The sequence below is a fragment of the Hyphomicrobium sp. genome, from assembly GCF_036780825.1.
Taxonomy (GTDB): Bacteria; Pseudomonadota; Alphaproteobacteria; order Rhizobiales; family Hyphomicrobiaceae; genus Hyphomicrobium_C.
Window position 1 is genome coordinate 1 of the sequence record NZ_DAIQCD010000041.1, and the last position, 24,939, is coordinate 24,939.

The following is a 24,939-nucleotide window of genomic DNA, read 5'->3' on the forward strand; positions in this document are numbered from 1 at the left end:
TCCCCGCAACCAACATTCTTCTCTCTCACTTATCTTCGTACATCGCCAGCGTCCTTCGCAGGCAGCCTTGGCTGCCGTGTGACATCAACGCTCCATCAGACCGTTTCGCGGTAACTGGCTTCAATGGAGCCGGCGGAGCCCGTCTACGTGCAACGTCCCGCGACCACGCTCAGTCGAACCGTGCCAGCATCTGCTCGAGCACGGGCCGGATGCCCTTCAACTCGCGAAGATGAGCGGCGGCCAGGCTATCCATGATCTTCTCGGCCTTGGCCGTCGGCCGCACGCGCACGCGCCGCCCATCGCGCTCGTCCTTGGCCCGCGTGACAAACCCGTTCCGTTCCAGGCGATCGACGAGTTCCACAGCCGTATGGTGCCGAACCATCAGCCGCTCCGCTATGTCCCGGATGCCGAGCTCACACCGGTCCGGAGCGCCCTTGATTGCGAGCAGCGCCTGATACTGCTGCGGGCTGAGACCGGCCGCGTCCGCTGCCTTCTCGCTAAAGGCGAAAAACGTACGTAGCGCATACCGGAAATTGGCAAGCGCCTCATAATTCTGCTTGGGAAACGCCTGATCGGGCGCTGGCTTCTGCATTGATAAGGCCCTTGATGGATCGTAGTGCGATGCGCCTTGATGTATCGCAACACGATGTATAGTGTGAATTCGCTCAGATCAGCGCATGGCCTGAGGAAATTTCTAGCGAGAGCAGGATTGCTCTCCTCTGTATCGGCTCAGACGGAGCTTCTCAATCGTGAAGGACCGAGATCCCAGGACCATCGCGGCTGCCAACGGCGTCGCAACTGATACGGCTTTCGGAGCCGTGACGCCGCCCATCTATCTCTCGACCACCTTCGCGTTCGAGGGCTTTGAACGCAGCCGGATGCACGATTATTCGCGCACATCGAATCCAACCCGCGCGCTTCTTGCCGAAACGCTGGCGGGGCTCGAAGGCGGCGCCGGCGCGGTGGTGGTGTCTTCTGGAATGGCCGCGCTGGACCTCGTCTTCAGCCAGCTACGCTCCGACCAGCTCATCGTGGCACCGCATGATTGCTACGGCGGCACATACCGTCTCCTCTCGGCACGTCGCGACAAGGGTCATTTCGATGTGATCTTCGTCGACCAGAACGACGAGCGGCGGCTCACGGACGCCATGGCTCACAAACCGGCCCTGGTGCTCGTGGAATCGCCAAGCAACCCCCTCATGCGGACCGTAGACATCCGCGCGCTCGCAAAGCACGCCGGGGACGTCGGCGCAAAACTGGTGGTGGATAACACCTTCCTGTCTCCGGCGCTCCAGCGTCCGCTCCTCCTCGGGGCCCACTACGTCGTCCATTCGACGACCAAGTTCCTCAGCGGCCACTCCGATGTCGTCGCCGGCGCGGTCGTCACGGCCGACAAAGCCGACGCCGAAGCCCTGGCCGCCTGGAGCAACATCGTCGGCATCACAGGGTCGCCCTTCGATTCCTATCTGACGCTCCGCGGCATCAGAACGCTTTTCCCTCGCATGGAACGCCAGCAGCAGACGGCACAAGCCATCGCTGAACACCTGCTCGGCCATCCCGAGGTTCTCGCTGTCCACTATCCGGGCTTGCCATCCCATCCCGGCCACGCGACCGCCAAGGCGCAGCAGTCCGGATTCGGAGCCATGCTGACGTTCGAGTTGAAAGGCGGCGTGGGTGCCGTGCGCAGGTTCGTGGAAACCGTGAGGCTTTTCACTCTGGCCGAGTCCCTCGGCGGAGTGGAGAGCTTGGTCTCTCACCCCCCAACCATGACGCACGCCGGCATGGACGCGGAGGCCCGCCACCAAGCCGGTATCACCGATGGAATGCTTCGGCTCTCCGTTGGTCTTGAGGCTGAGGCGGACTTGATTGCGGACTTGGATTTCGCACTGGCGGCAGCGGCGCAGGAGGCATCGGAGCTGATCCCATCCGCGCTTTGAGCAGGGAGTGCAGCCATGGTCGTGACCTTTGCGGCCGTTTTCGCGGCCATGCTTCTACTCTGGTTCGGCTTCGTCAGATCCCACTGGATTGCGCCGGCCGCGTTGTTCTGTGCCACGGGCCCGGCCGTCGCCGCCATCACCTGGAGCGACGGGATTGAACACGTCGCGGTTCACCTGCTGGCCAATCTATCGCTTTTCTACGCGGCGTTCGCTCTGGGCCGCCGGATAGCAGGGCCCGAAACCAATCAGGGATGACCTGCATTTCCCTCTTACGCCACTCACTCGGATCACGGGGAACGTAAAGTTATGAAGGACGTTTCACAGGACGAGCGCGAGAAGCTCGAGGAAAATCCTCTTCACACCATTATTTTTCTTTCGGTGCTGATCTCCGGATTTCTGCTGATTCATGTCTTCGTCGTGCCGCTTTGGTAAAGGCAGGAGAGGACACACCGCGCTCATTCAGTGCCGGCCTTTCGCCGGCTTCCGGGATGTTACCCGCTTCTTCAGGATGCTTTGCAGCACGACCGCGTTGTTGTGCTCGGTGTCTTTCGCACCGAACACGAGCGTGATCGGGCCATCCCCGGCAAGGCTCAACAGCTCGTCGAAGCTCGACTCGTTGCTTGAGAGCTCCTCGCGGTATTTGCGCTGAAATTCCGCCCACCGTTCCGGATCGTGATTGAACCAGCGGCGCAACTCTGCACTCGGTGCGATGTCCTTGAGCCAGAGATCAATGTGCGCCCCATCTTTTCGAACGCCACGCGGCCAGAGGCGATCGACCAACACACGCGTGCCGTCTCCGGGCTTTGGCTCCTCGTACGCCCGCTTGATGAAGATCCGTGCGGAATGTCCGGACTGGGTATCTGATCGCGTGCTCATCTGTTTTGGTCCGTTTTCACAAGAACTCTAAAATCGCCCGGCTTGAGCGTGATGCTCTCAAGAGTCTTCCCGTCGAGAACGGCAAGGAACGCCGCGAGCGCCTCATCAAGAACGCCTCGGAGCCGGCAACAGTTCGCGATCACGCACTGCTCCCCCGAGGTAAAACAGCTAACAAGCGCAAAATCCGGCTCGGTCGCCCGGATCACCTCTCCAAGAACGATCTGATCCGCCGGAATGGCGAGCCGCAGGCCTCCCGAACGGCCCCGCACGGCGCTGAGATATCCAGTCCGCGTCAGCGCATTGACCACCTTGGTCAGATGCGTGCGGGAGATCGAATAGGCATTTGCCATTTCGTCGATGGTCACGAGGCGTCCGCCCGCGGCCTGCGTAAACATCAGTACCCGCAAGGCCAGATCTGAAAACATTGTCAGGCGCATGTACGGCAGCCCTCACGCCCATTTGATACATATTACATGTACCTTTGCATGGACGCTCGAAATCCAAAGGTGCATAATACGTTCATCTTTTGGAGTTGTGAACCAGGGATTGTCCGAGCCGTTCCAGAGGATCGAGCACCTGATCCCGCGGCGCGGGTTTTGATCCGAGAAAACAGGAGGAGGCTATGGCCATCGTACGCAACGATCTGACGCCATCCACCTCCGGAACCACGCCGGAGGCGCGAGATCCGGACGGCACGATTGACGGCACGACTGACGAGAGGTGGTACCACGACGACGGCCTGCTGGCCGTGGCCGGCCCGATTATGGTTCTCTGCTACGCTCTGGTTTTCCTCGATGCCACGTTGACGTTTCACGGAACCGGAACGGCGTTGTTCGCCGTCGTAATCAGCATCGGCTTCGCCATAATGTTCTTCGGCCTACCGGCGGTGTTCGCGAAAACGCGCGCTGCTCATGATCAAAGATGGATCAGGGATGAGCAGGCCAAGAGCCAGATTGTCGAAGTCTGGACTGGCAAGATCCGTCGCTGGGAGGCGGTCGTACAGATCGTGTCCATACCGGTGGCGATCCTTCTCGGCTTCAGTCTGCTTTGTCTCAGGTGGGCAACCCTTTGAGCAATCGAAGCGTGGGCCAAGGAGCATCGAGCACATCATGCATACGCGCGATGGTATTTCGGTCGACGGCAGGAACGAAGAGACAAACGCTCGAATCCGCCCTGTCGGCCAGCCCTGGTCCACGCCCTCCGAGAGAAGCGCCCCACCAGCGCTGAGATCGGAAGAAACAGCAGATCGCATCTGCGAGCATCCTCACCTCTTGCGATGGCGGCGGCATCGGGCCGTTCTTCGTCACTATGCCAAGCGGCCATCGCACCAGGCAGCCAAGCGGAGCAGGCTGACGGATGTGCCGGACACATAATAAAACGCAACGGGAGGAGAGATCGGTATGTCGAAGGCAGGATGGTTTCTGATACTATGCTTAGCGGCCGCGGGCGCGACCCAAACCCAAGCCGAGGAAGAGCGCATCGCCTTTCCGGCGGACTACAAGTCTTTTACCAATTATTTGAGCCTCGACCGCGTGCAGAACCACGATCAGATCATCCGGCTCTTCGCCAATGACATGGCGCTCGATGCAGCGAGCGCCGGCAAGGAGTTACCGAGCGGCTCCATCCTCGTCGGCGAGATCTACGCCGCCAAGAAGGACGGCGACGGCAATGTCGTGACAAGCTCCCTCGATCGGCGCATCCGCGGCAAGCTCGCCGCCGTGGCCGTCATGCAGAAGGGCGACGGCTGGGGGACAAGCTTTCCCGAGGAGCTCCGCAACGGAGACTGGGATTTCGCGATCTTCAGCCCGGATGGAAAGCGGCTGGATAAGGATCTGAATGCCTGCCGGCAATGTCATGCGCCCCTGGTCGATAAGCAGCATGTGTTCTCGCTGGAGCACTTGGTAAGATGACGGGAGATGAGGCCCGCGGTGCCGCAGCAACAGCGCCCGCAGGATAGAGCCCCCGCGGGAGAGAAAGGAGTGCGATGACCTTCGTCGTCACCGAGAATTGCATCAAATGCAAATATACCGACTGCGTGGAAGTCTGCCCGGTGGATTGCTTCTACGAAGGCGAGAACATGCTCGTCATCCATCCCGACGAGTGCATCGACTGCGGCGTCTGCGTACCGGAGTGCCCCGCGGAAGCCATCTTCTCAGACAGCGAGCCTCAGGCGACACCGCACTGGCTCGAGGTCAATCGCAAATACGCTGATTTGTGGCCGAATATCACCGGCAAGAAGCCTGCACTCCCCAATGCGGATGCCGAGAACGGCCGGCCCGGGAAAGCGGCGGAGCTATCGCCGCTGCCTGCATCCGAAGAGGTTTCGTAACGGGGCCGGAAACGGCCCGGTTACCCTCCACCGGATCGGCAGACCCCGGTAGCAACGTTCGACGGTATGCGCCTCAAGCGTCAATCTTCGCGGAGGCCTTCGTGGATCTTGCGGGCGAGCCAACGTGCCGGGAACACTCCAAACACAGACCCCGCAAGTCCCGCGACGATGAGGCCCTGAACTCCATAGGGCGCCATAGCTGGCACGGCGATCGCAATGAACGCGGCATTGATGGCGAACCCCGAGCACATCATCGCAAGGCAGAACAGAAACAACCCTCGCGGCAGCGATTCCCGCTCGCGTTCCCCTGCCGTCATGCTGTGGCCTCCCGTCATCCCATCACCGCCTGCGAGCCGAATACATAGAGGCCGAAGCTGACGGTGAGGAACGTGCCGATCACCAGATCGAAGGTGCGTGTCCAGAACCTTGAGCCCGAGAGCCCCAGATAGCGTGACAGGATGACCCGGGCCTTGAGCCCGGCTAGAACCAATACGCTCACGGCCATCACCGTGCCGCTGTGCCCGGAGGTGCCGGCAGACGCGATCAGCACCGTACCCATGCTGAGGACGACGAGGGCGATCCAGGCTTGAATGAGATCTCGCTCCGGCATCGGCTCACCTCAAGACGTAGATGATGGGGAACAAGAGCACCCACACCAGATCGACCATGTGCCAGAAGGCGACAGCCGCTTCCATATTGCGCACGCTGTCGCGCCACGAGACCAGTGCCAGCACGGCCATCCCGGCGATCACGTGCACCGCGTGGAACCCTGTGATGAGATAGTAGAAGGTGAAAAAGGGGCTCGTCTCGATGCCGATCCCGAGCGCCGCCTTGCTCCCGTATTCGAAAGCTTTGACGATGAGGAACACGGCTCCGAGGCTGCCGGCTGCCAGAAGCCAGAGGCGCGCGGCTCTGCGCCGACCTGCCTCCCGAACGCGGACCGCCAAAGCAGCGCAAAGGCCGCTCGTGACCAGCACGATAGTGTTGATGGCCCCGGCGGTCTGGTTGAGCAGCGCCTGGTCCGCCATGAATCTCGCGGGATCTCCGACGCGGACGCTGAGGAACGCCAGCAATGCCGCGCCGAACACCAGGATCTCGCTCGCGATCAGCACCCACATCATGAGCTCGCCCGGCAGTTCCGAGAGCACATCGGAACCGTCGTTGGCCGGTCGCGTGTCTGTTATCTCGCTCATCCGGTCACCAGATGGCGATAGAGTTGAGGAAGCGCCGCGACGAGCTTCTCGGGATCGGGAACGACGACATAGCCGCCCTTCCCGAAGATGCGGCTGAAGGTAGCCTGCGACTTGCTGTCGATGGTGACGCCGAAGACAGACTGCCCGCGCCGGCGTGCCTCGCGCACGGCCATATGCGTATCCTCGATCCCGTGCCGCCCTTCGTAGTGGTCGATGTCGTTGGGCTTGCCGTCGGTCAGCACGAGCAGCAGCCGGCGCTGACGCGGACGCTCCGCAAGCCCGCTCGAAACATGGCGGATCGCTGCGCCGAGCCGTGTGTAATGGCCGGGCCTCAGCCCTGCGATGCGTGCCTCGACCACGGAGCTCATCGGCTCGTCGAACGCCTTGCAGGTCTCAACGAACACCCGGTCACGCCTCAGCGATGAGAAAGCCCCGATCGCCGTTTCGTCGCCGCATGCATCGAGCCCCCAGGCCAACGCCATCAGCGCCTCTCGCTCGATGTCGATGACTTGGCGCCCTCCCACGTAGCTTTCCGTCGAACGGGAAGCATCGAGCAGAATGGAAACGGCGAGATCCCGCTCCTGGCTGCGGCTCGCCACGTAGACACGATCCGAATGCTGCCCCGTCGTCGCGAGGTCGACGCGTGCCGCGATCGCTGCTTCGACGTCGATGTCGTGCCCCTCGATCTGCCGCGTAAGCTGAACACGCTTCGGACGCAGTGTCTCGAACTGGCGCCGCACGCTGCGAATGCGCCGATGCGCGCGCGCGCTCTCGGGAGTGTCGGGGAGGTCCGGCAGCGGTTTGGCCATTCCGTCGAGCACCCGGCAATAATCCGGCAAGTACGCTTTAGTGCGGTGATCCCACTCGGGATAGACGTGCACGCCCGCGAGGCGCTCGAACTCCGCCTCCTGCGGCGACAGATCGAGATGCAGCCGCAAGCGCGTGCGCGCACGCTGCGGCACCTGCACCAGGGAAATCTCGTCCTGATCGTCCGCCGCTTTCTTGGCGTTGTCCTCATCGTCATCATCGACGCGGCGGTTGATGTTGAGAAGCTCCGCCCAGGAGAGAATGGCCTCGAACTTGTGCAGGATGAGACTGTCTTTCCGAGACGCCTGGTCGGATGGCTTGCGTGACGCCTTGAACGTTCCGGGCTCCGCATTGGGCGGCGTCTCGCCCTCGCCATGAGGGGCCTCTTCATGCGTAGCCTTCGTCCGCTCGGCGAGCGCGCGCAAGTCCGGCCACAGCATGACCGGCAGGAACGGCCGATAGCCGCGCGGTGCCGAGAACGCCGAAAGATCCTCCGCTTGGACGCGGACGGCCACGGCGATCGCTTCCGCGAGATCGCCCTTCGGAGGCTGTGCGCCGAGAAGATGCAGGATCGCCGTCTCGACCGCTTCCTCTACCGCTGGCAGATGCCGCTTGGGACGCCTCTGCCTCGCTTCGAGCGCGAGCGCGGCATGCACCCGGCGCAGGCCCGGACACTCGGCGAGGGTGTCCCGCGTCATGCTATGCGCCGCCTGCAGCATCCGGATGTCCGCCCGCAGCGGATCGAGCGCGCGCTGCGGCCTCCGTGCGAAGACGACCGCCGCCGAAAGCCAGAGATAGAGAGCGACGTTCGCATCCCGCTCCGGAAATGCAGCAATGCGCTCCGGCAGCCGCAGCGTCTCGCCGTCGAAGCTGGGCTCCGCTATCCGCTCGCGGCCTTCACCGAGCGCGCGCTTCCAGGAAAGCCGATGCGTGGCGACGGCCGCCGTCGCCACCTTGATCTCCACGTCGCGCGCGCCGCCCAATCCGCGGAAGAGAACGCCGAGCCGGCCCCGCATTTCCTCGAGTGTCACCGCCGCGTCCTCGTAGACGCCCGGTGCGTCGAGTTCGCTAACGAAGGAGTGCCAAAGCTTCCCGACGCTTTCCTCTGGTTCCCACGGCTCGAACGGAAGTGCGGACATCAGGCCTACTCACCCATAGATTGTCGCGACGAGATCGTGCAGCCCCTGCTTGATGTCGGCGTCATCGCTGAGCGGCTCGACCAGCGCCACGCGCACGGCCCGCTCGATGGGCATGCCGCCCTGAATGAGGCTCGCGCAGTAAACGATGAGCCGCGTCGAGACGCCTTCCTCGAGGTCCTGTCCCTTGAGCGCGCGCAGCTTGCCGGCGAGCCGCACCAGAGGCGCGACGCGCTCCTTCGCCAATCCACTCTCGCTGACGACGATCTCGATCTCCTGCTCGGGCGCGGGAAAATCGAAGTCGATGGCGAGAAAGCGCTGCCGCGTCGAAGGCTTCAACGTCTTGAGGATGTTCTGATAACCGGGATTGTAGGACGCAACGAGCATGAACTGCGGCCCGGCCTGCAGCACTTCACCCGTACGCTCAACCGGCAGCATCCGCCGATCGTCCGTCAAGGGATGCAGCACCACGGCGACGTCCTTGCGGGCTTCCACCACCTCATCGAGGTAGCAGATGGCATTCTCCCGAACCGCGCGCGTGAGCGGACCATCGACCCATTCTGTCTCGCCGCCCTTGAGCAGATAGCGCCCGATGAGATCTGCCGCCGACAGGTCGTCATGGCAGGCCACCGTATAGAGCGGCCGGCCGAGAACCGCTGCCATGTGCGCGACGAAGCGCGTCTTTCCGCACCCCGTCGGTCCCTTGATGAGAAGCGGCATCTGGTTCCGATAAGCCGCTTCGAACACGTCGCACTCATCGGCCTGCGGGAGATAGAAGGGAGCCTGGGCTCCCTCCTTCGCGCGTTGTTGTACGGCATGCATGATGGCTTACTCCGCCGGCGACAGTTGCTTCGTCACGGTGCCGGACGTAATGATCTCCCGGCGAGGCACGAACGTGGCGTAGACGAAGAGGATCGCACCGAGCACCACCGCAACACCGGCGCCGAAGCGCATGTAGTGGAACAGCATGATCTGATCCTGAACGTCCATGTAGTACTGGCCCATGACACGCTGCAGATGCGTCTGCACGGTGCCCGCGAAGGTCAGCACGAACGTCATGAACGCCATGCCACCGGCCATCAGCCAGAAGCTCACCATATTGAGCACCTGGTTATAGGGGTCGCGGTTCTTCAGCATCGGGAACGCGTAGGTGAAGATCGCGAGATTGAGCGACACATAGGCGCCAAAGAACGAGAGATGCCCATGTGCGGCCGTGATCTGCGTGCCGTGCGTATAGAAGTTGATGCCGTGCAGCGTATGCAGGAAGCCCCACACGCCGGCACCGAAGAACGCCAGCACCGTCGCGCCGAGCGACCATAGCAGTGCCGCCTTGTTCGGATGATCACGCCGGCCCTTCCAGACCATGACGAAGCTGAACGCCATCATGAGGAAGAAGGGAACGACCTCGAACGAGGAGAAGATCGAGCCGATCCACTGCCAGTATCCGGGCGCACCGATCCAGTAATAGTGATGCCCCGTGCCAAGGATGCCGGAGAAGAGCGCCGTGCCGACGATGACGTACAGCCATTTCTCGACGATCTCGCGATCGACGCCCGTAAGCTTCAGCATCAGGTAGGCGAGGATCGACGCCATGATCAGCTCCCACACGCCCTCGACCCAGAGGTGGACGACGTACCACCAGTACATCTTGTCGAGGCTGAGGTTGTGCGGGTTGTAGAAGGCGAAGAGAAACAGCAGCGCCAGACCCCAGAGCCCGATGAGCAGCACGTTCGTGATCGCCGTCTTCTTTCCAGCGAGCACGGTCAGCGAGACGTTGTAGAGGAAGATCAGCGCCGCAACGACGATGCCGATCTTCACCCACAGCGGCTGCTCGAGGAACTCACGCCCGTCCTTGCCGAGCAGGATGTTGCCGTTGAAGAGATCGAACACATACGTGACGACGGCACCGAGGGTCCCGATCACGAGGATTGCGAGCTGCCAATAAGCAAGCTTAGTGGAGTGGATCTCGCGCTCGGATTCCTCTGGAATGATGAAGTACGCTGCGCCGAAGAAGCCGAGCAAAAGCCAAACGATGAGCGCGTTGGTATGCAGCATGCGCACGATATTGAACGGCAGCAGCTCGGAGAGCGTGTTGGGGGAGATATAGATCCACCCGGCCAGTAGCCCGCCCGAGACCTGCACGATAAACAACCCCAGCGCCGCTATGAAATAGGCGTAGGCGATCTTCTGAGTCTGATATTTCATCGCATTGTGCTCCGTGCGTCCGCGTCAGCCGGCATCATTCGGGGGCCAGCCCTGGGTATTGGTCTTGTCGGCCCAGATGAGGAAATCGGAGAGACCGCGGATGTCCTCGTCGGACAGATAGAAGCGCGGCATCTGCCGCCGTCCTGGAACGCCCGTCGGCTGCGCTTCCATCCAGCCCTTGAGGGCCTGGAACGCATCGTCCGGTGAATCGACCACACCCCACCGGGTCATGACGTTTCCGACTTCAGGCGCGAAATACGCACCTTCACCGTGCAGCGAATGGCAATTGATGCAGGCGTTGACCTCCCACACCCGCTTGCCATGCGCCACCGAGTCCGAAAGCGGCACCGACGCCGTGGATTGAGTGACGATGTAGTAGTGGCTGTGCGCCGTTAACCCGACAAAGATCAGGATAAAGAACAGCGACCCGCCGTAAAAAATGTTCCGCGCCATGGCTTTCGTCATGACTTCGCGCATATCTCTTGCCTCCCGCCGAGGGTCATGGAGGCCGCACAGTGGCTGGAAGCGATTGGGCGCTACTTGACGAAAGGCAAGCGCCGGAGAGATTCAAACCCCCGCTCGCCGCAGCGCGACCATAGCGCGCAGGACGCACCTTGCGGCACGCGTGAAGCGCCGCGCAAATTGCATCCGGAGAGAGGGATTCGAGGGTAGGCTGTCAGCCGCGCGCGACCTTCGTGTGCACGCGCGGCGTGGTCAGGATCGGTGCATAAACAAGAGTGAAGAGCAAGAAGGCGCCGATCCATAGCAGCCCTGCCGCAGCGAGCGTCGCCGCGTAGATGTCAGACGCGAGCATCGGCCCCGCAACGCGCAGAAGGGCCGCAGCCGTGAGGAGATAATATGCCCAAACAATGCGCCGCGGCGCGATCAGGCGGCGTCCCGTATGGCCGAGCGAGGCCCGGCTCATGACGGCCATGATCATCGTGCCGATCGCCCCGGTGCCCAAGGCGTGCGTGACGACGGCGGTTGGAACGAGCCCGGTAAACTCCGCCACCGCGCTGAGCGCCAGTCCCACCACGATCCAGGCATAGCCGAGATGGAGGATCCACACGATCGGTTCGCGGCGCGTCGAAAGCCCGCGCCAGAGCACGAGACGCGCACAGTTGAAGGCCGCCGCAATGAGAGCCGCGGCACCGGCAAGCCATCCGCCCGCGCCCGCTGCATACAAAAGCGCGAACACGGCGAGGGATAAGAGCGACGCGATATCGAGCCATACGATTCGCTGCGGCCTCTGAGCCGTGGGGCGGTTGCCGTGGAGCCAGTTGTGCGTAAAAGCCGGAATGATGCGCCCGCCTACGATGGCGACCATGACGATCACGAACAGCACGCTGGCGCGGATCGCCCCCACGGGATCGATGGCGAGGTAGTCTCCGTTGCCGGCATGAAAGGCGAGGTTGCAGAGCGTGAGCGCTGCGACGAGCACCAGAAAAACCAGATTGCGCGGCGCTGGCCGCACGAAGAGCTGGCGCGCCGCAAACCCGCCGAGGATGGGAAGGAACGCGACATCGAGCGCCGCGACAAGCGGATAGGGCAACAATGCCGAGAACCCCATCGCCACACGGCCGATGAGCCACATCATGAACAGGAAGATGAGCGGCGGACCCGAAAGCGGCAGCGCACCGGTCCAGTTCGGCACGGCCGTCAGGAGAAAGCCCCCGATTGCGGCCGCCGCGAAGCCGAACACCATTTCATGGGCATGCCAGGCGAATGGAGATCCGGCGACCGGCAGCCAGCTCCCCGGCCACCCCGAAGAGGTGGCGCCGATCCAGGCGATCCAGATCCCCATGGCGAGCGCCGCGTAGACGGCCGATCCGAGAAAGAATGGACGGAACCCGTAAGAGAATATCGCATCGAAGCTCGGGCGCGCCGTCATCACCCGCTGAGAGGCGGCATGGGGAATGGGTGAGAACATGATCGCTTCCGCGTTGCTGCACCGCCGACACACACACGGCAGGCTCGGAGCCTTTCCGCATTATTCAGTGGCGGTGCAGCCTACGTATTTGCCGCAGGGAAGCGCTTAACCACGGTCAACCGGTGCGCGCTAAGCAGTGTCTACTGTGCGGCTCAGAAGCCTTCTTCTCCCCGGTCGCTTGGTTCGATGAACTGCGCGAGCAGTGCCACGTCGACGATCGAGACGTGTTCGCGATCGACGCTGACGCCAAGCGGACGCAGCTTCGCAAGCGCCCGCGACAAGCTTTCGGGCTTCATGCCGAGTCTGTTGGCAAGTAACGCCTTTTCGTAAGGAAGCTCGATGGTTGCGCCGCCTTCACGCACGGACGTCAGGCGCAGCAAGAAATCGGCGAGCCGCTGCGGCGCCGAGAGCAGCTTGATGTGCTCGATCTGCTCGACCAGGGATTTGAGATGGTAGGACGCGGACGCAAGCATCGACAGCGCCAGCTCCGGCTGCTCGATGATACGCCGGCGCAGCAGATGGCCATCGACCTTGACGAGGCGCGCGTCGGTCACGACCTCGGCGCTCACCGGGTAGCGCCCCCCGAGGAACATGACCGCTTCTGCGAACGTCTCCCCCCGCCGTAGCACTCCAACGACGGCCTCGTTTCCGTCCGGCGTGATGCGATAGAGCTTCACCCAGCCGCCGAGCACCACAAAGAACGAGTCTGCGGCTTGCCCCTGCTGAAAGAGGGTTTCCCCTTTCTTATGCACGCTAACCGGCTGATTGCCGATCAGCGACTGCGCTGCTTCTTGCGACACCGTGCTGAAAAGTGGCGTTGAGCGCACGATCCGCCAGTCGGAGGGATCCATTGTTTCGCCTTCTGGACGCCCGCACAGGAGCAAAATTTATCGAACGTCATCAATAGCTGTCGTCTGCGCCGGGTCAAGACGGAAGGCCCTGAAAACAGACTCTAGCCCGACATCAAACAATACTCTTATAGTATAGATTAAGAGCTATTGCGACGCGACGGTCGCAGCAGGTCTCGGGATGCAAGGGGACGCCATGGCCGCCGATCGTGACCTTGAGATGCTGAGAGGCGCGCTGTTCCTGGCCGGCCTTCCCGAAAGTGAATTTCAAAAATTTGCGTCCGAGACACCGATCGTCACCGTACCCGCCGGCTGCAGCCTCTTTCACCAGGGCGGCCCGGCGAAAGCGTTCTACTTCGTCCTCGACGGCTGGGCGGCGATATTCCGCGAGGGCGACGACGGCGAGCGCACCGCGATCCACCTGGTGGGACCGGGAGAATCGTTCGCCGAGGCAATGCTCGTCCCAGAGGCCCGTTACCCGGTGAGCGCCGAAGCCGCCACCGACCTGCGCGCCGCCCGCATCGACACCGCCCAGTTCCGCTCGCTCATCACCCGCTCGCCGGAGCTAGCGCTCTCGATTATCGCCGCCGTCTTCGGCAAGTTGCGCCATCTCGTGTCGCGTATCGAGCAGGATCAGGAATGGTCGCCCCAGCGGCGCATCGCGGCATTTTTGCATCGAATCTGCGGCGACAAGAACGGCACCTGCCACTTCGAGCTTCCGCTGGAGCAGCGCTACATCGCAGCGCGCCTCTCCATGACTCCGGCCACATTCTCCCGTGGGCTCGCCGACCTGGCAGGCGTGGGCGTCGAAGCCCGGCGCCGCAAGATCACCGTCAGGGACGTCGGCCGCTTGGCTAAATTCGTAAATCGGAACGAGCCCTGAAATTCTGCCGCGTCACGATGTCGATTAGCCCCCCGCATGAGCACGCGTGCCAATTGGCCGTGTCGTGACGGACACACAGGGCCAGCCGGATTTCCATACTTGACCTCGGACAAGTGTCGCTCGGATGAACTGGATTACTATAGTCAACAATGATCAGTCCGGAGCGGCAAAAAAGATGCATTTTTCAGATACCTACAACAAACATTGTTCCCGCTCCTCGATAACGCTGCGGCTCCCCGTCGCTGCATTCGAGGTCAGCATCTTCGCCCTTGCTGCGTTGATGTCGCTTCCCGGCGATGCTCTGAGCCAGTCGGCAGCTCCCGGCACGTCAGTCGAGCTTCCCGCCGTGGTCGTCGAAGGCGCGGTGCCGAAGAAGGCACCGGCGGCCAAGAAGAAATCTCAAGGCGTGGCATCCTCGGGCAGCGCCCAAGCCACCGAGGGCGTTCCCGCCGAAAGCGATGGGGCGGCGTTCGCCGAGCGGCCGAGCCCCGCTGCGGAAGCCGCAAGAAAGCTCGACGCCATCGCCGGCGGAACGGACGTGGTCACGAATGCCGAGATGACGCCGAAAGCCAGCGCCTCGCTATCGGACATGCTGGCCTTCGTGCCCGGCGTCGTCGTGCAGAATTTCTTTGGCAGCAACGATCAGCCGCGCCTGCAGATCCGCGGCTCCGGTCTCCAGCAGAACCCGTCCGAGCGCGGCACGCTCGTCCTTCAGGACGGCCTGCCGATCAACCGCGCCGACGGCTCCTACATCGTCGGCTTTGCCGATCCGAAAAGCGCCGAGTTCGTGGAAGTCTACCGCGGCTACACGGCCAACAGGCTCGGCGCCACGGTGCTCGGCGGCGCCATCAACTTCGTCTCCCCGACCGGCCTCACCGCACCAGGCGCCCAGGCGATCGTGGAAGGCGGAAGCTTCGGCCACTTCGCCGTGCAGGCGCAGGCGGGCGCACAGCAAGGCAACTTCGATGCCCATGCGAGCCTCAGCTACACCGAGCGCGACGGCTACCGTGAGCACAACGAATCTGAGCGCACGAACTTCAATCTCAACGCCGGCGCCCGCGTGAACGAGAACATCACAACGCGCCTGTTCTTCGGCTATACGGATCTCGCTTTCGACGTCGTGGGTCCGCTGTCGCGCGCCCTCCTCGAGCAAAATCCCAAACAGATCTGCAAGGGCCCGACCCCAGGCCCCGAGTTCTGCCGCGGGCCGAACGTGCTGCGTGACGATCCCCACCGGGAGGCCGAGCAGTTCCGCATCGGCTCGCGCACGACGGCTCGCTACGGGGCGAACCTGTTCGATGTGGGCCTCGGCTACACCTATACGGACGACAGCTTCACGTTTCCGGTGGGCAGCGGCGTGCGTGACACGGAAGGCGGCGACTTCACGGCGGTGGCGCGCTATGCTTACGCACCCGATCCGTCCCGTGCGCTGCCCCTGTTCGAACTGACGAGCCAATACGTCGTCGGCTCGGCCGACCGCGATTACTTTATCAACGAGGGCGGCAGCAAAGGCCTTCTATTCGGCGAGAACAAGTTCGATTCGACGACGCTGTCGATCCACGCCGGCTTCAACATCCCACTTACCGAGCGCCTGACAGTGTCGCCAGCCGTCGCCTACTCATATGCCAGCCGCGAAAACGACGACGTCTTCGCCGGTGCCACACGCCCGAGATACAATGCAGGAAATGGCGGCTACATCTTTCCAGCTATGCCTCCCGAGGATACGAGCTACGACCGCTCCTACCATGAGTGGACGCCCAGCCTCGCCTTGAGCTACGAGTTGGCACGCGACCAGTCGATCTTTGCAGCGGTCAGCCGCAGCTTCGAGCCGCCGACGCAGGACGATCTGATCTCCTCTATCAACGGGACGCCCAATACGAGCGCAGGATTGCAAATTAATCCGGGTCCTCCCCCCTTTCCCGTCGTGGCTTCCGTATTCGCGACCCCCGATCTCGACGCCCAGACGGCGACGACCCTCGAAGGCGGCTGGAAAGGCAATACGTCTCGCCTCGCCTGGTCGGCCATCGCCTATTACTCCTGGGTCGACGGAGAGCTGCTCAACCTGCGCGATTCCTTCGGCAACTCGCTCGGCGCCGTCAACGCCGACAAGACGACCCATTTCGGCATCGAGCTCGGCGCGGCCGTCGAGATCACGGACGGTCTGACCGGACGCGCAGCCTACACTTATCAGGATTTCCGCTTCGACGGCGACGCCCAGTACGATGACAACCGCCTAGCCGGCGCCCCCCGCCACATCGTGAACGCTGCCCTGCGCTATACGTTCGTGCCGGGTCTCTGGGTGGAGGCCGAAGTCAACTGGGTGCCCGACGATACCCCGGTCGACAATGCCAACACGCTCTTCAATGAAGCCTACACCCTGGTCGATCTGCGCTCGAATTACGATATCACAGAGAACATCTCGATCTTCGGCGAGGTCTCCAACGTGTTTGACGAGAAATATGCCTCGGCGACACTCATCGTGGAGAGCGTACAATCCCCCGACCAAGCCGTGTTCCTTCCGGGCGACGGCCGGGCATTCATCCTCGGGGCCAGAGCGAGGTTCTGATGAAGACGAGCGCGCGTTTGCGGCAGTCTGGCCGCTCGGCGCAAGGCATCACGCGCAGAAGCGCGATGAAAGGCGGGGCGTCGCTAGTCGGCGCCCTCGCCTCGTCCTTGCTCGTGCCGGGGCGGCCCGCCTTCGCAGCACCTCTCCACCAGCTCGAGATCTGGGGGCCGCCTGCAGGGCCGTCCATCACCGTCCTTTACGCGATCGCCACCGGCCGCATCGATGCTGCGGCCCGCAAACCCAGCCTCCGGATCTGGCGCCAGGTGGACGAAGTCCGGGCGGGCCTCACGTCGCAAAGCTTCGACGTCGGCATCGTGCCCGTTCCCGTCGCCGCCAACCTCTACAATCGCGGCCTCGGCGTGCGTCTCGTCAACGTCATGACGAACGGCATCCTCTATGTCATGGCGTCCGATCCGTCCTGGACGCGTCTTGAAGATTTGCGCGGACGCAAGGTCGCCGTACTCTTCCCCAACGAATTGCCGACCCTGATCCTCGAGCGGCTCTTCCGCCTCGCCGGCGTCGACTCGAAGACCGAGGTTGAGCAGGTCCCGACGGCCACGCCGCTCGAAGCTATGCAGCTTCTCGTCCTTGGCCGGGTCGACGCCGCCCTCATTCCCGAGCCGGCAGCATCCGCCGCCGTCGTCAAGGGCAGCCTCGCCGGAAAGACGATCCACCGGGTCATCGACCTGCAGTCGGAATGGCAGCGGCTCACGGGCAAGGCGCCCGATCTGCCGCAGGCGGGCCTCATCGTTACGGATCGTTTCCGCGCGACGAACGGGAGCATCGTCGAGGCTCTGCAAAAAGGACTCCTCCGTGCTGCGGCCGACGCGGTCGCCCATCCCGCCCGCGCCGCCAACATCGCCGCCGGCCCGTTGCAAATGCCATGGCCGGTGATCGAGGCGTCGATCCCCTATTGCAATCTGGTTGCCACGCCGGCAGCCGAGGCGCGCCCGGCCGTCGAATCCGTGCTCGAAGCCATGCTCGAGGTCAACCCAGGCTATGTTGGAGGCCATCTCCCGGACTCCGCGTTCTACTTGTGAGGCCGTAATGGGACACATCGTTCTCGACCGGATGGGCCGCCTGGGCCGCTTCCTCTGGTCGGGCTGGGTCGGTGTCGCCGGGCTCGCGCTCTTTGCCGCGCTCTGGCAGCAAGGTCATGAGGCTTACGGCGATTTCATCCTGCCCTCGCCGCTCGCGACCTTCGACGCCACCGTCGCGCTGCTCAAATCTGACGAGACGTGGCGCCTCGCCGGAGCGACGACGCTACGCGCCCTCGAGGGCTTCGCACTGACGGCGCTGCTCGGCGGCGTGCTCGGCCTTGCGGTCGGCTATTCGGCCGCGGCGATGCGACTTGCGCGCCCGTTGCTCACGATCATCATGGGCGTGCCGCCCATCGCCTGGATCGTGCTCGCCATGATCTGGTTCGGATCCACCGCGGGAACCATCCTCACCACCACCGTGGTGGCCTCGTTCCCGCTCGTCTTCGCCAACGTGGCCGAAGCCGTGGCAACGCGCGATCGCGCGCTCGAGGATATGGCGAAGGCATTCGGCGCCGGCCCCTTGCAGCGGCTCTGGACCATCGTCATCCGCCATGTGACCGGCCAGTATTTTCCAGCGCTCGCCGTCGCGCTCGGCTCGACCTTCAAGGTCGCCGTCATGGCCGAGCTCCTGGCCAACATCGACGGCATCGGCGTCGCCCTCGCCATGTCGCGCTCCAATCTCGACGTGGCCCAGTCGATCGCCTGGGTCGTCCTTATCGTCGCCGTGATCTTCGTCGTCGAATACGGAATCGTGCACCCCATCCGCGCCGAGCTCGAGCGCTGGCGCGATGCCGCGCGGCCCTGGGGGATCAAGCGATGACCGTGCTGGCGCTCGACGGCATCTCACACGCCTACTTTGGCCGCACCGTGCTCGATCGCGTGCACCTCGACGTGCTGGCCGGCCAGATCGTCGCTCTCGTGGGGCCCTCCGGCTGCGGGAAGAGCACGCTCGTGCATATCGCGGCGCAACTGATCGAACCGCAGCGCGGCCGCGTCGCAAGCGGCTATCGCCGCCACGGCATGATCTTCCAGGAGCCTCGCCTCCTTCCCTGGGCGACGGCGGAGGACAACATCGCCTATCCGTTGCGCATCGCCGGCATGCGCCGTGCGGAGCGGCGGGAACGCGCACGGCTTGCAGCCGATCTCGTTTCCCTCGATCGCCGCGATCTCGAAAAGTACCCGGTGGAGCTCTCGGGCGGCATGCGCCAGCGCGCGGCCATCGCACGCGCGCTCGTCGTCGAGCCGGATTTCGTCTTCTTCGACGAGCCGTTCACGGCGCTGGATGTGGCGCTGAAGCGGCAGATGCAGGACCTCGTCGTTAGCACGGCGCGGCAATCGCACTTCGCCGGCCTGTTCGTCACGCACGATCTTGCCGAGGCGGTACGAATCGCCGATCGCATCGTCGTGCTCGATGAGCGCGTACGCGGCATCGCCGGCGAGCGCTTCGTGCCTCTTCCCCAGGCGGCGCGCAATGACACGGCTGTGTTTCACGCCGTACAGTCCTTCTTGACGCAAGATCCCTTGTTCGCCCACATCCACGACACCAGCGAGCGGCATATTCCATGACGATGACGTGGCCAGCGAAGCTTGCCCCGGTTTCCCGCGCGCTCGATATCCTGAGCGATGAGGGCTTCCGCCTTTTCTTTCCGCTCGCCGCCATTCATGGAGCGCTGTGGCCGCTGCTCTGGGTGGTCGCTTTCGGCTTCGAGCTGCCGTTCGCCAAGGAGATTCCGCCGGGCGTCTGGCACGTGCACGAGATGACCATCGGCACGTTTGGCGCCGCGCTCGTGGGCTTCATCACCACTGCCGTTCCGGAGTGGACGGACACGGAGAGGCTTCGTGGCCGCGTCCTGCTCGTGCTTGCGGCCCTATGGGGCGTGGCGCGCCTTATCGGCCTCGTCGGCGGTGAGGCCCTCGGTATCCTCGGAGCCGTTTGCGAGCTGCTCTGGATCGCCGCCCTTATCGCCTACCTCGTGCGCGTCTCGTTCCTGAAACGCACCACGCGGCTCGTGGGATTCATCTTCTGGATCTCGGCACTGTTCATCGCCGAGGCTGTCACGCGTTATGGGTTCCTCACGATCGAAACCCATGCCGAACTCGCGGGTCACGCCGCACACATTGCGGGCTTCATCTTCCTCGGCATCCTCGGTATCGCGCTGGCGCGCATCACCGTGCCCGTCACCAATCTCGTTCTCGATCCGAGCGAGCAAACCTCCCCGTTCCGTCCCCATCCGGGGCGCATGAACCTTGCGCCGGCGCTCGTCGCCGTGCTCGTCGCCGGCGAAGCTTTGGGGCTGTCGGAGCCGACCACCGGCTACCTGTTCATCGCGGCCGGCGCCGCGTTCATGGACCGTGTCGCCGAGGCCTTCATCGGCAAGAAGATCGTGCGCGCTGAGATCCTGGCGCTTGCGGGCACCAGCACGTTCGCCGGCCTCGGCCTAATGCTGATCGGAACCGCCCAGCTCGGCTGGCCCGCAACGCGCCTCGGCGGCCTGCACCTCGCCCTCATGGGGGGACTCGGCCTCGGCATCCTCTCTGTATTCGCCATTGCCGGCCTGCGCCACACTGGCCAGGCTCTCGGCTTCGTCCGCCAGACGCGGGCGGCGATGCTCCTGCTCGCCGCCGCCGTGCTACTGCGCGCTGTGCCGGAGATCTGGCCTACGGATCTGCTGCCCGTCGCGCCGTACGCCCTTGTCGCCGTCCTCTGGGCGGCGGCCTTCCTGCTGTGGTTGAAGGTATACTGGCCGTTCTTCCGCAACCCTCGAACGTTCGAGCAAGATGGCTGCTGAGGTGCCATGAACAAGACATACACGCTCCATGCCGCACAATCCGCCCCGCCGGCGATCCTGAGCCTCGGCTTCCGCCCGTTCTTTCTTGCGGGTTCTCTGTTCGCTGCCATCCTGATCGCGCTCTGGGTGCCGTGGTTCCTCGGGCTGATCGCCATCCCGAGCGCATTTCCGCCAATGGCCTGGCACGCGCACGAGCTCCTGTTCGGCTTCCTGCCGGCGATCATCGCGGGCTTCCTTCTGACGGCCGTACCGAACTGGACGGGCAGGTCGCCCATCTCCGGCTGGCCGCTCGCCATCCTGGTGCTGGTCTGGCTCGCAGGCCGCCTCGCCATCGCCGCTTCGACACACCTTGACCCAGGCACGACGGCCGCCCTCTCCATCGCCTTTCCGCTTGCGCTGGCAGCAGTCATCGGCCGCGAGATCGTCGCCGCGCAAAACCGGCGCAACCTCAAGATCATCGTCGTTCTCCTCGGCATTGCCGCCGCTGACGCGCTGTTCCATTACGAAATCTGGCAATTCGGACGCACCAAGTTCGCGCACACGCTGGCCGTAGCGCTGATCATTCTCCTCCTTATGATTATTGCCGGCCGCATCGTACCGGCGTTCACAACCAACTGGTTGAAGCACAACCGGCCGGGCGGCGCGCTTCCCGCTCCGTTTTCGCCCTTCGATACGGCCGCCATGTTCCTCAGCGGCGCGGCGCTGCTGGGCTGGGTTGCGTTGCCGCTCCTCGAGGAGGAGGCACCGCAGGCGCGCACCGTCGTCGGCATCACGCTCCTCGCCGCGGCCGTGGCCAACATCGTCCGCCAGGCGCGCTGGACGCCGCAGCGCACCTTTGCCGAGCCGCTGCTCGCCATTCTCCACGTCGCCTATCTGTTCGTGGGGATCGGCTTCCTGCTTTCCGGACTGGCCGTTCTCTGGGACGATTACGATTTCGCGACCGCCGGCCTACACGCCTGGACCTCGGGCGCCATCGCCACCATGATCCTCGCTGTGATGACGCGGGTTTCGCGCGGACATACCGGACGCCCGCTCACGGCTCCGGCGAGCACGGTTGTGCTTTACGCATCCGTGCTGGTTGCCGCCGTCGCTCGGATCTGCGCCGCCCTCCACCCGGAGCTGAGCATGATCCTACTGCCCGCCGCCGGGCTAACATGGATCGTGGCCTTCGCCGGCTTCGCAGGTCTCTATGGCCGCATCCTGTTGTCGCCCCGTTCCTGACGGCGGCCATCAGCGGTCACGGCCTGGCAACGGCTGCGGAACACCCCACTGCGCTATCCGGCCAGCACGGCGGTTCCGCACCGGATGCCATTGAGCTGCACGTCCACTTCGCCGAGGCCCACGCCCAGGGCCTTGAGCAGCTCCGCAAGAAGCGGATCGAGTGCCGCCGCCACCGGCGTGAGCAGCGACGTCACGAGGCCTTTGACCGCCGACACGCCGACACCGAGGCCCAGCACATTTACCTGCAAATCCGCCGACCGCAGCAGGTTGCCCACGAGCGAGGAGGTGACGTCGCGCGTGCTCGCGGTCTTGACCACTCGGCCTTCGGCATCGGCTTGCGTGAATTCGAGCGATGTGGCCGTTGCGTTCGTCATCGCCGCATAGGCGCTGGCAGACACGGTTATCAGCGGCGCCTCGGCAATCGCGCCGCGTGACACGGGCACACTGCTGCCGAACGAAGACAAGTGCGCCTTGTTCACATCGCCGATCCACGCCCGCACCGCGGCTGGGCGGGCAGCAATGACAGCTTTGGCATTCTCCCCGAGGCGGCACGACAGCGCCTCGAGCCGCGCTTCCGCATGCGCGATTTCAATGTAGATCGGAAGCCGCACACGAATCCCGGCGAGCGCACCGGCGCCGGCGACCTCGGCAATGACCCGCAAGCGCGTCTGCGCCGTTTCGACAATCGCGCCGGGTTGTCCCACGGTGACCCATCCCGAATGTTGAGCGCGCTCGCCGATGGCGAGATCGGCCTTGAGCGCGAGCAGGCCCGGCACACTCCCACCGAGGTCGAGCGCGACCTGGTTCTTGGCGTTCCCTGCCTGCGCGAGCGCCGAGATCAGCGCCATGAGATTGAGATCGGCAGCCAGGCCCACATCCGGCTGCCCGGCCTCCGCATGTGCAAGCGGCCCCAAATCCAGGACCGTTTTAAGCGGCACGGTAGCCGCAGCCGTCGTCTGTCCGAGCAGGCGCGCCACGGCTTGCGCGCCCTCGGCCTCGCCTGCCGCATTGGCCGCCTTGACGGCCGCATTGAGCACGTCGCCGACCCCGATCTCGCCATTGAGGAGGCTGTTGTAGGTTCCGGCCGTCAGCCCGACCTCGGCCGCAAGCGCCGAAAGGAAACCGCCGAGCGAGACATCGGCGTCGAGCAGGGCGTTGTAATCCATAGCGGAGAGCGAGACGTTGCCCCCAAGCACCGCTCCAAGCAGCGCATTGATAGCCCCGCCGTTGAGTGAAGCGAGCCGGCTGCCGATCGAGAAGGCGGCCTGCGCATCCGCAGTGCCGATCGCCGAGACGGAGATCTGCGGTGCTGACATGAACGACTTGGCAAAGTAGAGACGCCCCGACGTGGCCGCGTTGAGCCGCACGGCGTTGAAGGGCTCCTGTCCGGCCACGAATCGAGCCTCTGGCGCGACCTCTCGCGCCGGCTCGTAACGCCCCTTTACGACGGAGAGGGCATGCACTTCGCCGAGCCCGTTCGCCGTGAGCGTCGCCCGCGCTGCCGCCTCGGCCCGATCGAGATCGCCGGCGGCCGCAATGGCGGCGAGGTCCGCAGCGCCCTGCAGCGTCCGTCGTTCGAGATAGAGCGAACCCATGTCGATCGCGATTGCGCACAGGCTGACGCTGACGACCATGAACAGCGCCAGCACCACCGCAACCCCGCCTCCGGCATCGGAGACCATACGCGCCATGCGTCGTCCGAGGGACATCGGCTCCTCCTGATCAGTACCCGCCGCGTTTTATAACTGCGACCCGCTCGATCGTTTTCCTCGGCAGCGGAATGAGACCCGAGAGCGCCCAAATCGGCAGGTCTTCGGAGTTGAAGGAAACATGCACGCGGAACTGCGACGGGTCCGCCTCCAGCGCCTCCGCCCGGACAGAAATTCTGTCCGCCCGAAGGAACGGATAGCTCCCCCCACTCACCTCCACATGGGTTCGCGCGATCGCGGTCCGCTCTGCGTTATCGAGACCGCTCACCGAAGCCCGCGCCGCGTCCGCCGCCAGCTGCTGCACGGAGTGCGCAGCACCGAAATACATTCCGTAGGCAAGAAGCCCGCAAAAAAAGACGAGAGCGACAGGAAACACGAATGCAAATTCGACGGCGGCGCCCCCACCATCGACAACCGCAGCCCGACGCGAAAAACTTCGAATAAAACCCATTGCTGAGCCCTTCAAACATTGCAGGGCTCAGCCTAGGGAAGGTCAATGAACGGCAATTAAATAACTGCAGCCGCCAAAGCGAAAATACTTTTCGCAGTTACGCACCAGTCAAATCATTCAATGATAAAATAACACTCCGCCATATTACATCTTAGCTCGCATTTCTAATGATCCTTCGCTGAACCCAGAAAAACAATCAATTGAAACATACTAGATAGCGTTCGTTTCGGAGGAAACAATGCGCAACACGCCACTCGAGCGGCTCATCCTGATCCGAGAAGATCACCCGGTCGAGGTGCAGCAGCGGCGTCCCTTCGGGAACATCGAGTTCACGAGCTTGATCCGCATTCGCCGTCGCGATTTCCACCCGTTCCACAGCACGCCCAACGAGGATCGCGTTGATTTGTGCGAGCGCCGAAAGTCGGTAGCTTCCGAAATCCGCCGGCAGACGTGTGAAGATCCGCCCCGGCAGGCAGCAGACCTCGGTAAGGAAGACCTCGCCCTGATGCTCGCGTACGCGCTCGACGCGAATCACCTCCTCGGAGCGGCGCAATTCAAGCCGCGAGGCTTCTTCGCTCGTCGCCTCCCCTCTCGTGATCGAACGCCCCCGCTTCTGGCCTGAAATGCGTTTCCCTTCAAAATTGTGGAACATTGAAAATGGAAAGGTCGTCTCCGAAGACGCATAATCATTGACGAACGTGCCGCGACCCTGCCGCCGTGTGACGATGCGCTCCACTTCCATTAGATCGAGGGCTTTGCGCACCGTACCAATGCTAATTCCAAGCTGTTGCGCGAGTAGAGTTTCATTTGGAAGCGTCGCCCCCGGCTTCCAATGTCCGACGACTATTCGCTGCACCAGAACGTCACGGACCTGCAAATAAAGCGGCCTGGCCGCGAGCCGCGTTTCCAATTCGGACATGGCAATTCCCCCAAAATATTTTGCAACGGCCAGCAAAATTTCTGCGAGTGCAATTCCCGCAGAGTGACCGCCAGGAAAACTCTAGGGTAAGAAAATTAAT

Annotated in this window: 28 protein-coding genes; 13 read left to right on the plus strand and 15 right to left on the minus strand. The window is 63.4% G+C overall.

Features of this window, described 5'->3' with window-relative positions; genetic code table 11:
- Positions 1 to 169 precede the first annotated feature (169 nt).
- Complete coding sequence (locus tag V7P99_RS12970; protein WP_333795248.1) at positions 170 to 592, minus strand: MarR family winged helix-turn-helix transcriptional regulator; 423 nt, start codon at positions 590 to 592, stop codon at positions 170 to 172.
- A 157-nt stretch (positions 593 to 749) separates the two neighbouring features.
- Between V7P99_RS12970 and metB the strand changes: the two genes are divergently transcribed.
- Genes metB through V7P99_RS12985 form a run of 3 tightly spaced genes read left to right on the plus strand, consistent with a single transcriptional unit; the run spans position 750 to position 2,369 of the window.
- Complete coding sequence (gene metB, locus V7P99_RS12975) at positions 750 to 1,937, plus strand: cystathionine gamma-synthase (RefSeq protein WP_442909906.1); 1,188 nt, start codon at positions 750 to 752, stop codon at positions 1,935 to 1,937.
- Positions 1,938 to 1,952: 15 nt separating this feature from the next.
- Entirely contained in the window at positions 1,953 to 2,192 is a 240-nt protein-coding gene (locus tag V7P99_RS12980; protein ID WP_333795249.1) for a hypothetical protein, read from the plus strand.
- Positions 2,193 to 2,243: 51 nt separating this feature from the next.
- Positions 2,244 to 2,369 (plus strand): hypothetical protein, encoded by a 126-nt coding sequence (locus tag V7P99_RS12985; protein ID WP_333795250.1) that lies wholly within the window; start codon positions 2,244 to 2,246, stop codon positions 2,367 to 2,369.
- A gap of 27 nt (positions 2,370 to 2,396) precedes the next feature.
- Here V7P99_RS12985 and V7P99_RS12990 read toward each other — a convergent pair whose 3' ends face one another.
- A complete protein-coding gene (locus tag V7P99_RS12990; RefSeq protein ID WP_333795251.1) occupies positions 2,397 to 2,813 on the minus strand; it encodes a DUF488 domain-containing protein in 417 nt (138 codons plus the stop codon).
- A complete protein-coding gene (locus V7P99_RS12995; RefSeq protein ID WP_333795252.1) occupies positions 2,810 to 3,250 on the minus strand; it encodes an RrF2 family transcriptional regulator in 441 nt (146 codons plus the stop codon). The genes V7P99_RS12990 and V7P99_RS12995 overlap by 4 nt, the downstream gene beginning before the upstream one ends.
- Before the next feature lie 185 nt (positions 3,251 to 3,435).
- On the opposite strand from V7P99_RS12995, the gene V7P99_RS13000 reads away from it, so the two are divergent.
- The 3 genes from V7P99_RS13000 (at position 3,436) to fdxA (ending at position 5,142) form a co-directional block, all read left to right on the plus strand.
- Entirely contained in the window at positions 3,436 to 3,885 is a 450-nt protein-coding gene (locus tag V7P99_RS13000) for a hypothetical protein (protein ID WP_333795253.1), read from the plus strand.
- Positions 3,886 to 4,213: 328 nt separating this feature from the next.
- Positions 4,214 to 4,723 carry a cytochrome P460 family protein gene (locus tag V7P99_RS13005; protein WP_333795254.1) on the plus strand — a complete coding sequence of 170 codons (510 nt, stop codon included), beginning with the start codon at positions 4,214 to 4,216 and terminating at the stop codon, positions 4,721 to 4,723.
- A gap of 74 nt (positions 4,724 to 4,797) precedes the next feature.
- Positions 4,798 to 5,142: a ferredoxin FdxA gene (fdxA, locus tag V7P99_RS13010; RefSeq protein WP_333795255.1), complete on the plus strand. Its 345-nt coding sequence runs from the start codon at positions 4,798 to 4,800 to the stop codon at positions 5,140 to 5,142.
- An 80-nt stretch (positions 5,143 to 5,222) separates the two neighbouring features.
- On the opposite strand, the gene V7P99_RS13015 is transcribed toward fdxA, so the two are convergent.
- From V7P99_RS13015 to V7P99_RS13055, 9 genes are all read right to left on the minus strand, one after another.
- Entirely contained in the window at positions 5,223 to 5,459 is a 237-nt protein-coding gene (locus tag V7P99_RS13015; RefSeq protein ID WP_333795256.1) for a hypothetical protein, read from the minus strand.
- A gap of 14 nt (positions 5,460 to 5,473) precedes the next feature.
- Complete coding sequence (locus tag V7P99_RS13020) at positions 5,474 to 5,752, minus strand: cytochrome C oxidase subunit IV family protein (protein WP_333795257.1); 279 nt, start codon at positions 5,750 to 5,752, stop codon at positions 5,474 to 5,476.
- A 4-nt stretch (positions 5,753 to 5,756) separates the two neighbouring features.
- The gene (locus V7P99_RS13025) at positions 5,757 to 6,335 is read right to left on the minus strand and encodes a cytochrome c oxidase subunit 3 (protein ID WP_333795258.1); all 579 of its coding nucleotides are present in this window, start codon (positions 6,333 to 6,335) and stop codon (positions 5,757 to 5,759) included.
- Positions 6,332 to 8,281: a nitric oxide reductase activation protein NorD gene (locus tag V7P99_RS13030; protein WP_333795259.1), complete on the minus strand. Its 1,950-nt coding sequence runs from the start codon at positions 8,279 to 8,281 to the stop codon at positions 6,332 to 6,334. The genes V7P99_RS13025 and V7P99_RS13030 overlap by 4 nt, the downstream gene beginning before the upstream one ends.
- A gap of 9 nt (positions 8,282 to 8,290) precedes the next feature.
- Positions 8,291 to 9,100: a CbbQ/NirQ/NorQ/GpvN family protein gene (locus V7P99_RS13035; RefSeq protein ID WP_333795260.1), complete on the minus strand. Its 810-nt coding sequence runs from the start codon at positions 9,098 to 9,100 to the stop codon at positions 8,291 to 8,293.
- 6 nt (positions 9,101 to 9,106) lie between these two features.
- Entirely contained in the window at positions 9,107 to 10,483 is a 1,377-nt protein-coding gene (locus V7P99_RS13040; protein ID WP_333795261.1) for a cbb3-type cytochrome c oxidase subunit I, read from the minus strand.
- 24 nt (positions 10,484 to 10,507) lie between these two features.
- Positions 10,508 to 10,960: a c-type cytochrome gene (locus V7P99_RS13045; protein ID WP_333795262.1), complete on the minus strand. Its 453-nt coding sequence runs from the start codon at positions 10,958 to 10,960 to the stop codon at positions 10,508 to 10,510.
- A gap of 199 nt (positions 10,961 to 11,159) precedes the next feature.
- Positions 11,160 to 12,413: an NnrS family protein gene (locus V7P99_RS13050; protein WP_333795263.1), complete on the minus strand. Its 1,254-nt coding sequence runs from the start codon at positions 12,411 to 12,413 to the stop codon at positions 11,160 to 11,162.
- A 152-nt stretch (positions 12,414 to 12,565) separates the two neighbouring features.
- Positions 12,566 to 13,264: a Crp/Fnr family transcriptional regulator gene (locus V7P99_RS13055; RefSeq protein WP_333795264.1), complete on the minus strand. Its 699-nt coding sequence runs from the start codon at positions 13,262 to 13,264 to the stop codon at positions 12,566 to 12,568.
- Positions 13,265 to 13,457: 193 nt separating this feature from the next.
- Here V7P99_RS13055 and V7P99_RS13060 point away from each other — a divergent pair, with 193 nt between their 5' ends.
- The 7 genes from V7P99_RS13060 (at position 13,458) to V7P99_RS13090 (ending at position 21,760) form a co-directional block, all read left to right on the plus strand.
- The gene (locus V7P99_RS13060; RefSeq protein ID WP_333795265.1) at positions 13,458 to 14,144 is read left to right on the plus strand and encodes a Crp/Fnr family transcriptional regulator; all 687 of its coding nucleotides are present in this window, start codon (positions 13,458 to 13,460) and stop codon (positions 14,142 to 14,144) included.
- Positions 14,145 to 14,319: 175 nt separating this feature from the next.
- Positions 14,320 to 16,710 carry a TonB-dependent receptor family protein gene (locus V7P99_RS13065; RefSeq protein ID WP_333795266.1) on the plus strand — a complete coding sequence of 797 codons (2,391 nt, stop codon included), beginning with the start codon at positions 14,320 to 14,322 and terminating at the stop codon, positions 16,708 to 16,710.
- Positions 16,710 to 17,750: an ABC transporter substrate-binding protein gene (locus tag V7P99_RS13070; protein WP_333795267.1), complete on the plus strand. Its 1,041-nt coding sequence runs from the start codon at positions 16,710 to 16,712 to the stop codon at positions 17,748 to 17,750. Before V7P99_RS13065 ends, V7P99_RS13070 begins: the two co-directional genes overlap by 1 nt.
- A 7-nt stretch (positions 17,751 to 17,757) precedes the next feature.
- On the plus strand, positions 17,758 to 18,570 hold the full coding sequence (locus V7P99_RS13075) for an ABC transporter permease (RefSeq protein WP_333795268.1): 813 nt from the start codon (positions 17,758 to 17,760) through the stop codon (positions 18,568 to 18,570).
- Complete coding sequence (locus V7P99_RS13080; RefSeq protein WP_333795269.1) at positions 18,567 to 19,316, plus strand: ABC transporter ATP-binding protein; 750 nt, start codon at positions 18,567 to 18,569, stop codon at positions 19,314 to 19,316. The genes V7P99_RS13075 and V7P99_RS13080 overlap by 4 nt, the downstream gene beginning before the upstream one ends.
- Complete coding sequence (locus tag V7P99_RS13085) at positions 19,313 to 20,539, plus strand: NnrS family protein (protein ID WP_333795270.1); 1,227 nt, start codon at positions 19,313 to 19,315, stop codon at positions 20,537 to 20,539. Before V7P99_RS13080 ends, V7P99_RS13085 begins: the two co-directional genes overlap by 4 nt.
- A gap of 6 nt (positions 20,540 to 20,545) precedes the next feature.
- A complete protein-coding gene (locus V7P99_RS13090; RefSeq protein ID WP_333795271.1) occupies positions 20,546 to 21,760 on the plus strand; it encodes an NnrS family protein in 1,215 nt (404 codons plus the stop codon).
- A 53-nt stretch (positions 21,761 to 21,813) separates the two neighbouring features.
- Here the strand turns inward: V7P99_RS13090 and V7P99_RS13095 are convergent, their stop codons facing one another.
- The 3 genes from V7P99_RS13095 to V7P99_RS13105 form a co-directional block, all read right to left on the minus strand.
- Entirely contained in the window at positions 21,814 to 23,469 is a 1,656-nt protein-coding gene (locus V7P99_RS13095) for a pilus assembly protein TadG-related protein (RefSeq protein ID WP_333795272.1), read from the minus strand.
- Positions 23,470 to 23,482: 13 nt separating this feature from the next.
- A complete protein-coding gene (locus tag V7P99_RS13100; RefSeq protein ID WP_333795273.1) occupies positions 23,483 to 23,935 on the minus strand; it encodes a TadE family protein in 453 nt (150 codons plus the stop codon).
- A gap of 181 nt (positions 23,936 to 24,116) precedes the next feature.
- Positions 24,117 to 24,839 (minus strand): GntR family transcriptional regulator, encoded by a 723-nt coding sequence (locus V7P99_RS13105; RefSeq protein ID WP_333795274.1) that lies wholly within the window; start codon positions 24,837 to 24,839, stop codon positions 24,117 to 24,119.
- Between the last annotated feature and the right edge of the window lie 100 nt (positions 24,840 to 24,939).

What these genes read in the sequence shown, in the direction of transcription:
- V7P99_RS13065 (WP_333795266.1), top strand. Translation starts at nt 14,320, where the DNA reads ATGCATTTTTCAGATACCTACAACAAACATTGTTCCCGCTCCTCGATA.
- V7P99_RS13040 (WP_333795261.1), bottom strand. Translation starts at nt 10,483, where the DNA reads ATGAAATATCAGACTCAGAAGATCGCCTACGCCTATTTCATAGCGGCG.
- V7P99_RS13085 (WP_333795270.1), top strand. Translation starts at nt 19,313, where the DNA reads ATGACGATGACGTGGCCAGCGAAGCTTGCCCCGGTTTCCCGCGCGCTC.
- V7P99_RS13050 (WP_333795263.1), bottom strand. Translation starts at nt 12,413, where the DNA reads ATGTTCTCACCCATTCCCCATGCCGCCTCTCAGCGGGTGATGACGGCG.
- V7P99_RS13080 (WP_333795269.1), top strand. Translation starts at nt 18,567, where the DNA reads ATGACCGTGCTGGCGCTCGACGGCATCTCACACGCCTACTTTGGCCGC.
- V7P99_RS13060 (WP_333795265.1), top strand. Translation starts at nt 13,458, where the DNA reads ATGGCCGCCGATCGTGACCTTGAGATGCTGAGAGGCGCGCTGTTCCTG.
- V7P99_RS13005 (WP_333795254.1), top strand. Translation starts at nt 4,214, where the DNA reads ATGTCGAAGGCAGGATGGTTTCTGATACTATGCTTAGCGGCCGCGGGC.
- V7P99_RS13070 (WP_333795267.1), top strand. Translation starts at nt 16,710, where the DNA reads ATGAAGACGAGCGCGCGTTTGCGGCAGTCTGGCCGCTCGGCGCAAGGC.
- V7P99_RS13025 (WP_333795258.1), bottom strand. Translation starts at nt 6,335, where the DNA reads ATGAGCGAGATAACAGACACGCGACCGGCCAACGACGGTTCCGATGTG.
- V7P99_RS13035 (WP_333795260.1), bottom strand. Translation starts at nt 9,100, where the DNA reads ATGCATGCCGTACAACAACGCGCGAAGGAGGGAGCCCAGGCTCCCTTC.
- V7P99_RS13090 (WP_333795271.1), top strand. Translation starts at nt 20,546, where the DNA reads ATGAACAAGACATACACGCTCCATGCCGCACAATCCGCCCCGCCGGCG.
- V7P99_RS13055 (WP_333795264.1), bottom strand. Translation starts at nt 13,264, where the DNA reads ATGGATCCCTCCGACTGGCGGATCGTGCGCTCAACGCCACTTTTCAGC.
- V7P99_RS12985 (WP_333795250.1), top strand. Translation starts at nt 2,244, where the DNA reads ATGAAGGACGTTTCACAGGACGAGCGCGAGAAGCTCGAGGAAAATCCT.
- V7P99_RS12990 (WP_333795251.1), bottom strand. Translation starts at nt 2,813, where the DNA reads ATGAGCACGCGATCAGATACCCAGTCCGGACATTCCGCACGGATCTTC.
- V7P99_RS13095 (WP_333795272.1), bottom strand. Translation starts at nt 23,469, where the DNA reads ATGTCCCTCGGACGACGCATGGCGCGTATGGTCTCCGATGCCGGAGGC.
- V7P99_RS13015 (WP_333795256.1), bottom strand. Translation starts at nt 5,459, where the DNA reads ATGACGGCAGGGGAACGCGAGCGGGAATCGCTGCCGCGAGGGTTGTTT.
- V7P99_RS12980 (WP_333795249.1), top strand. Translation starts at nt 1,953, where the DNA reads ATGGTCGTGACCTTTGCGGCCGTTTTCGCGGCCATGCTTCTACTCTGG.
- V7P99_RS13075 (WP_333795268.1), top strand. Translation starts at nt 17,758, where the DNA reads ATGGGACACATCGTTCTCGACCGGATGGGCCGCCTGGGCCGCTTCCTC.
- V7P99_RS13000 (WP_333795253.1), top strand. Translation starts at nt 3,436, where the DNA reads ATGGCCATCGTACGCAACGATCTGACGCCATCCACCTCCGGAACCACG.
- V7P99_RS13045 (WP_333795262.1), bottom strand. Translation starts at nt 10,960, where the DNA reads ATGCGCGAAGTCATGACGAAAGCCATGGCGCGGAACATTTTTTACGGC.
- V7P99_RS12995 (WP_333795252.1), bottom strand. Translation starts at nt 3,250, where the DNA reads ATGCGCCTGACAATGTTTTCAGATCTGGCCTTGCGGGTACTGATGTTT.
- V7P99_RS13030 (WP_333795259.1), bottom strand. Translation starts at nt 8,281, where the DNA reads ATGTCCGCACTTCCGTTCGAGCCGTGGGAACCAGAGGAAAGCGTCGGG.
- V7P99_RS13020 (WP_333795257.1), bottom strand. Translation starts at nt 5,752, where the DNA reads ATGCCGGAGCGAGATCTCATTCAAGCCTGGATCGCCCTCGTCGTCCTC.
- fdxA (WP_333795255.1), top strand. Translation starts at nt 4,798, where the DNA reads ATGACCTTCGTCGTCACCGAGAATTGCATCAAATGCAAATATACCGAC.
- V7P99_RS12970 (WP_333795248.1), bottom strand. Translation starts at nt 592, where the DNA reads ATGCAGAAGCCAGCGCCCGATCAGGCGTTTCCCAAGCAGAATTATGAG.
- V7P99_RS13105 (WP_333795274.1), bottom strand. Translation starts at nt 24,839, where the DNA reads ATGTCCGAATTGGAAACGCGGCTCGCGGCCAGGCCGCTTTATTTGCAG.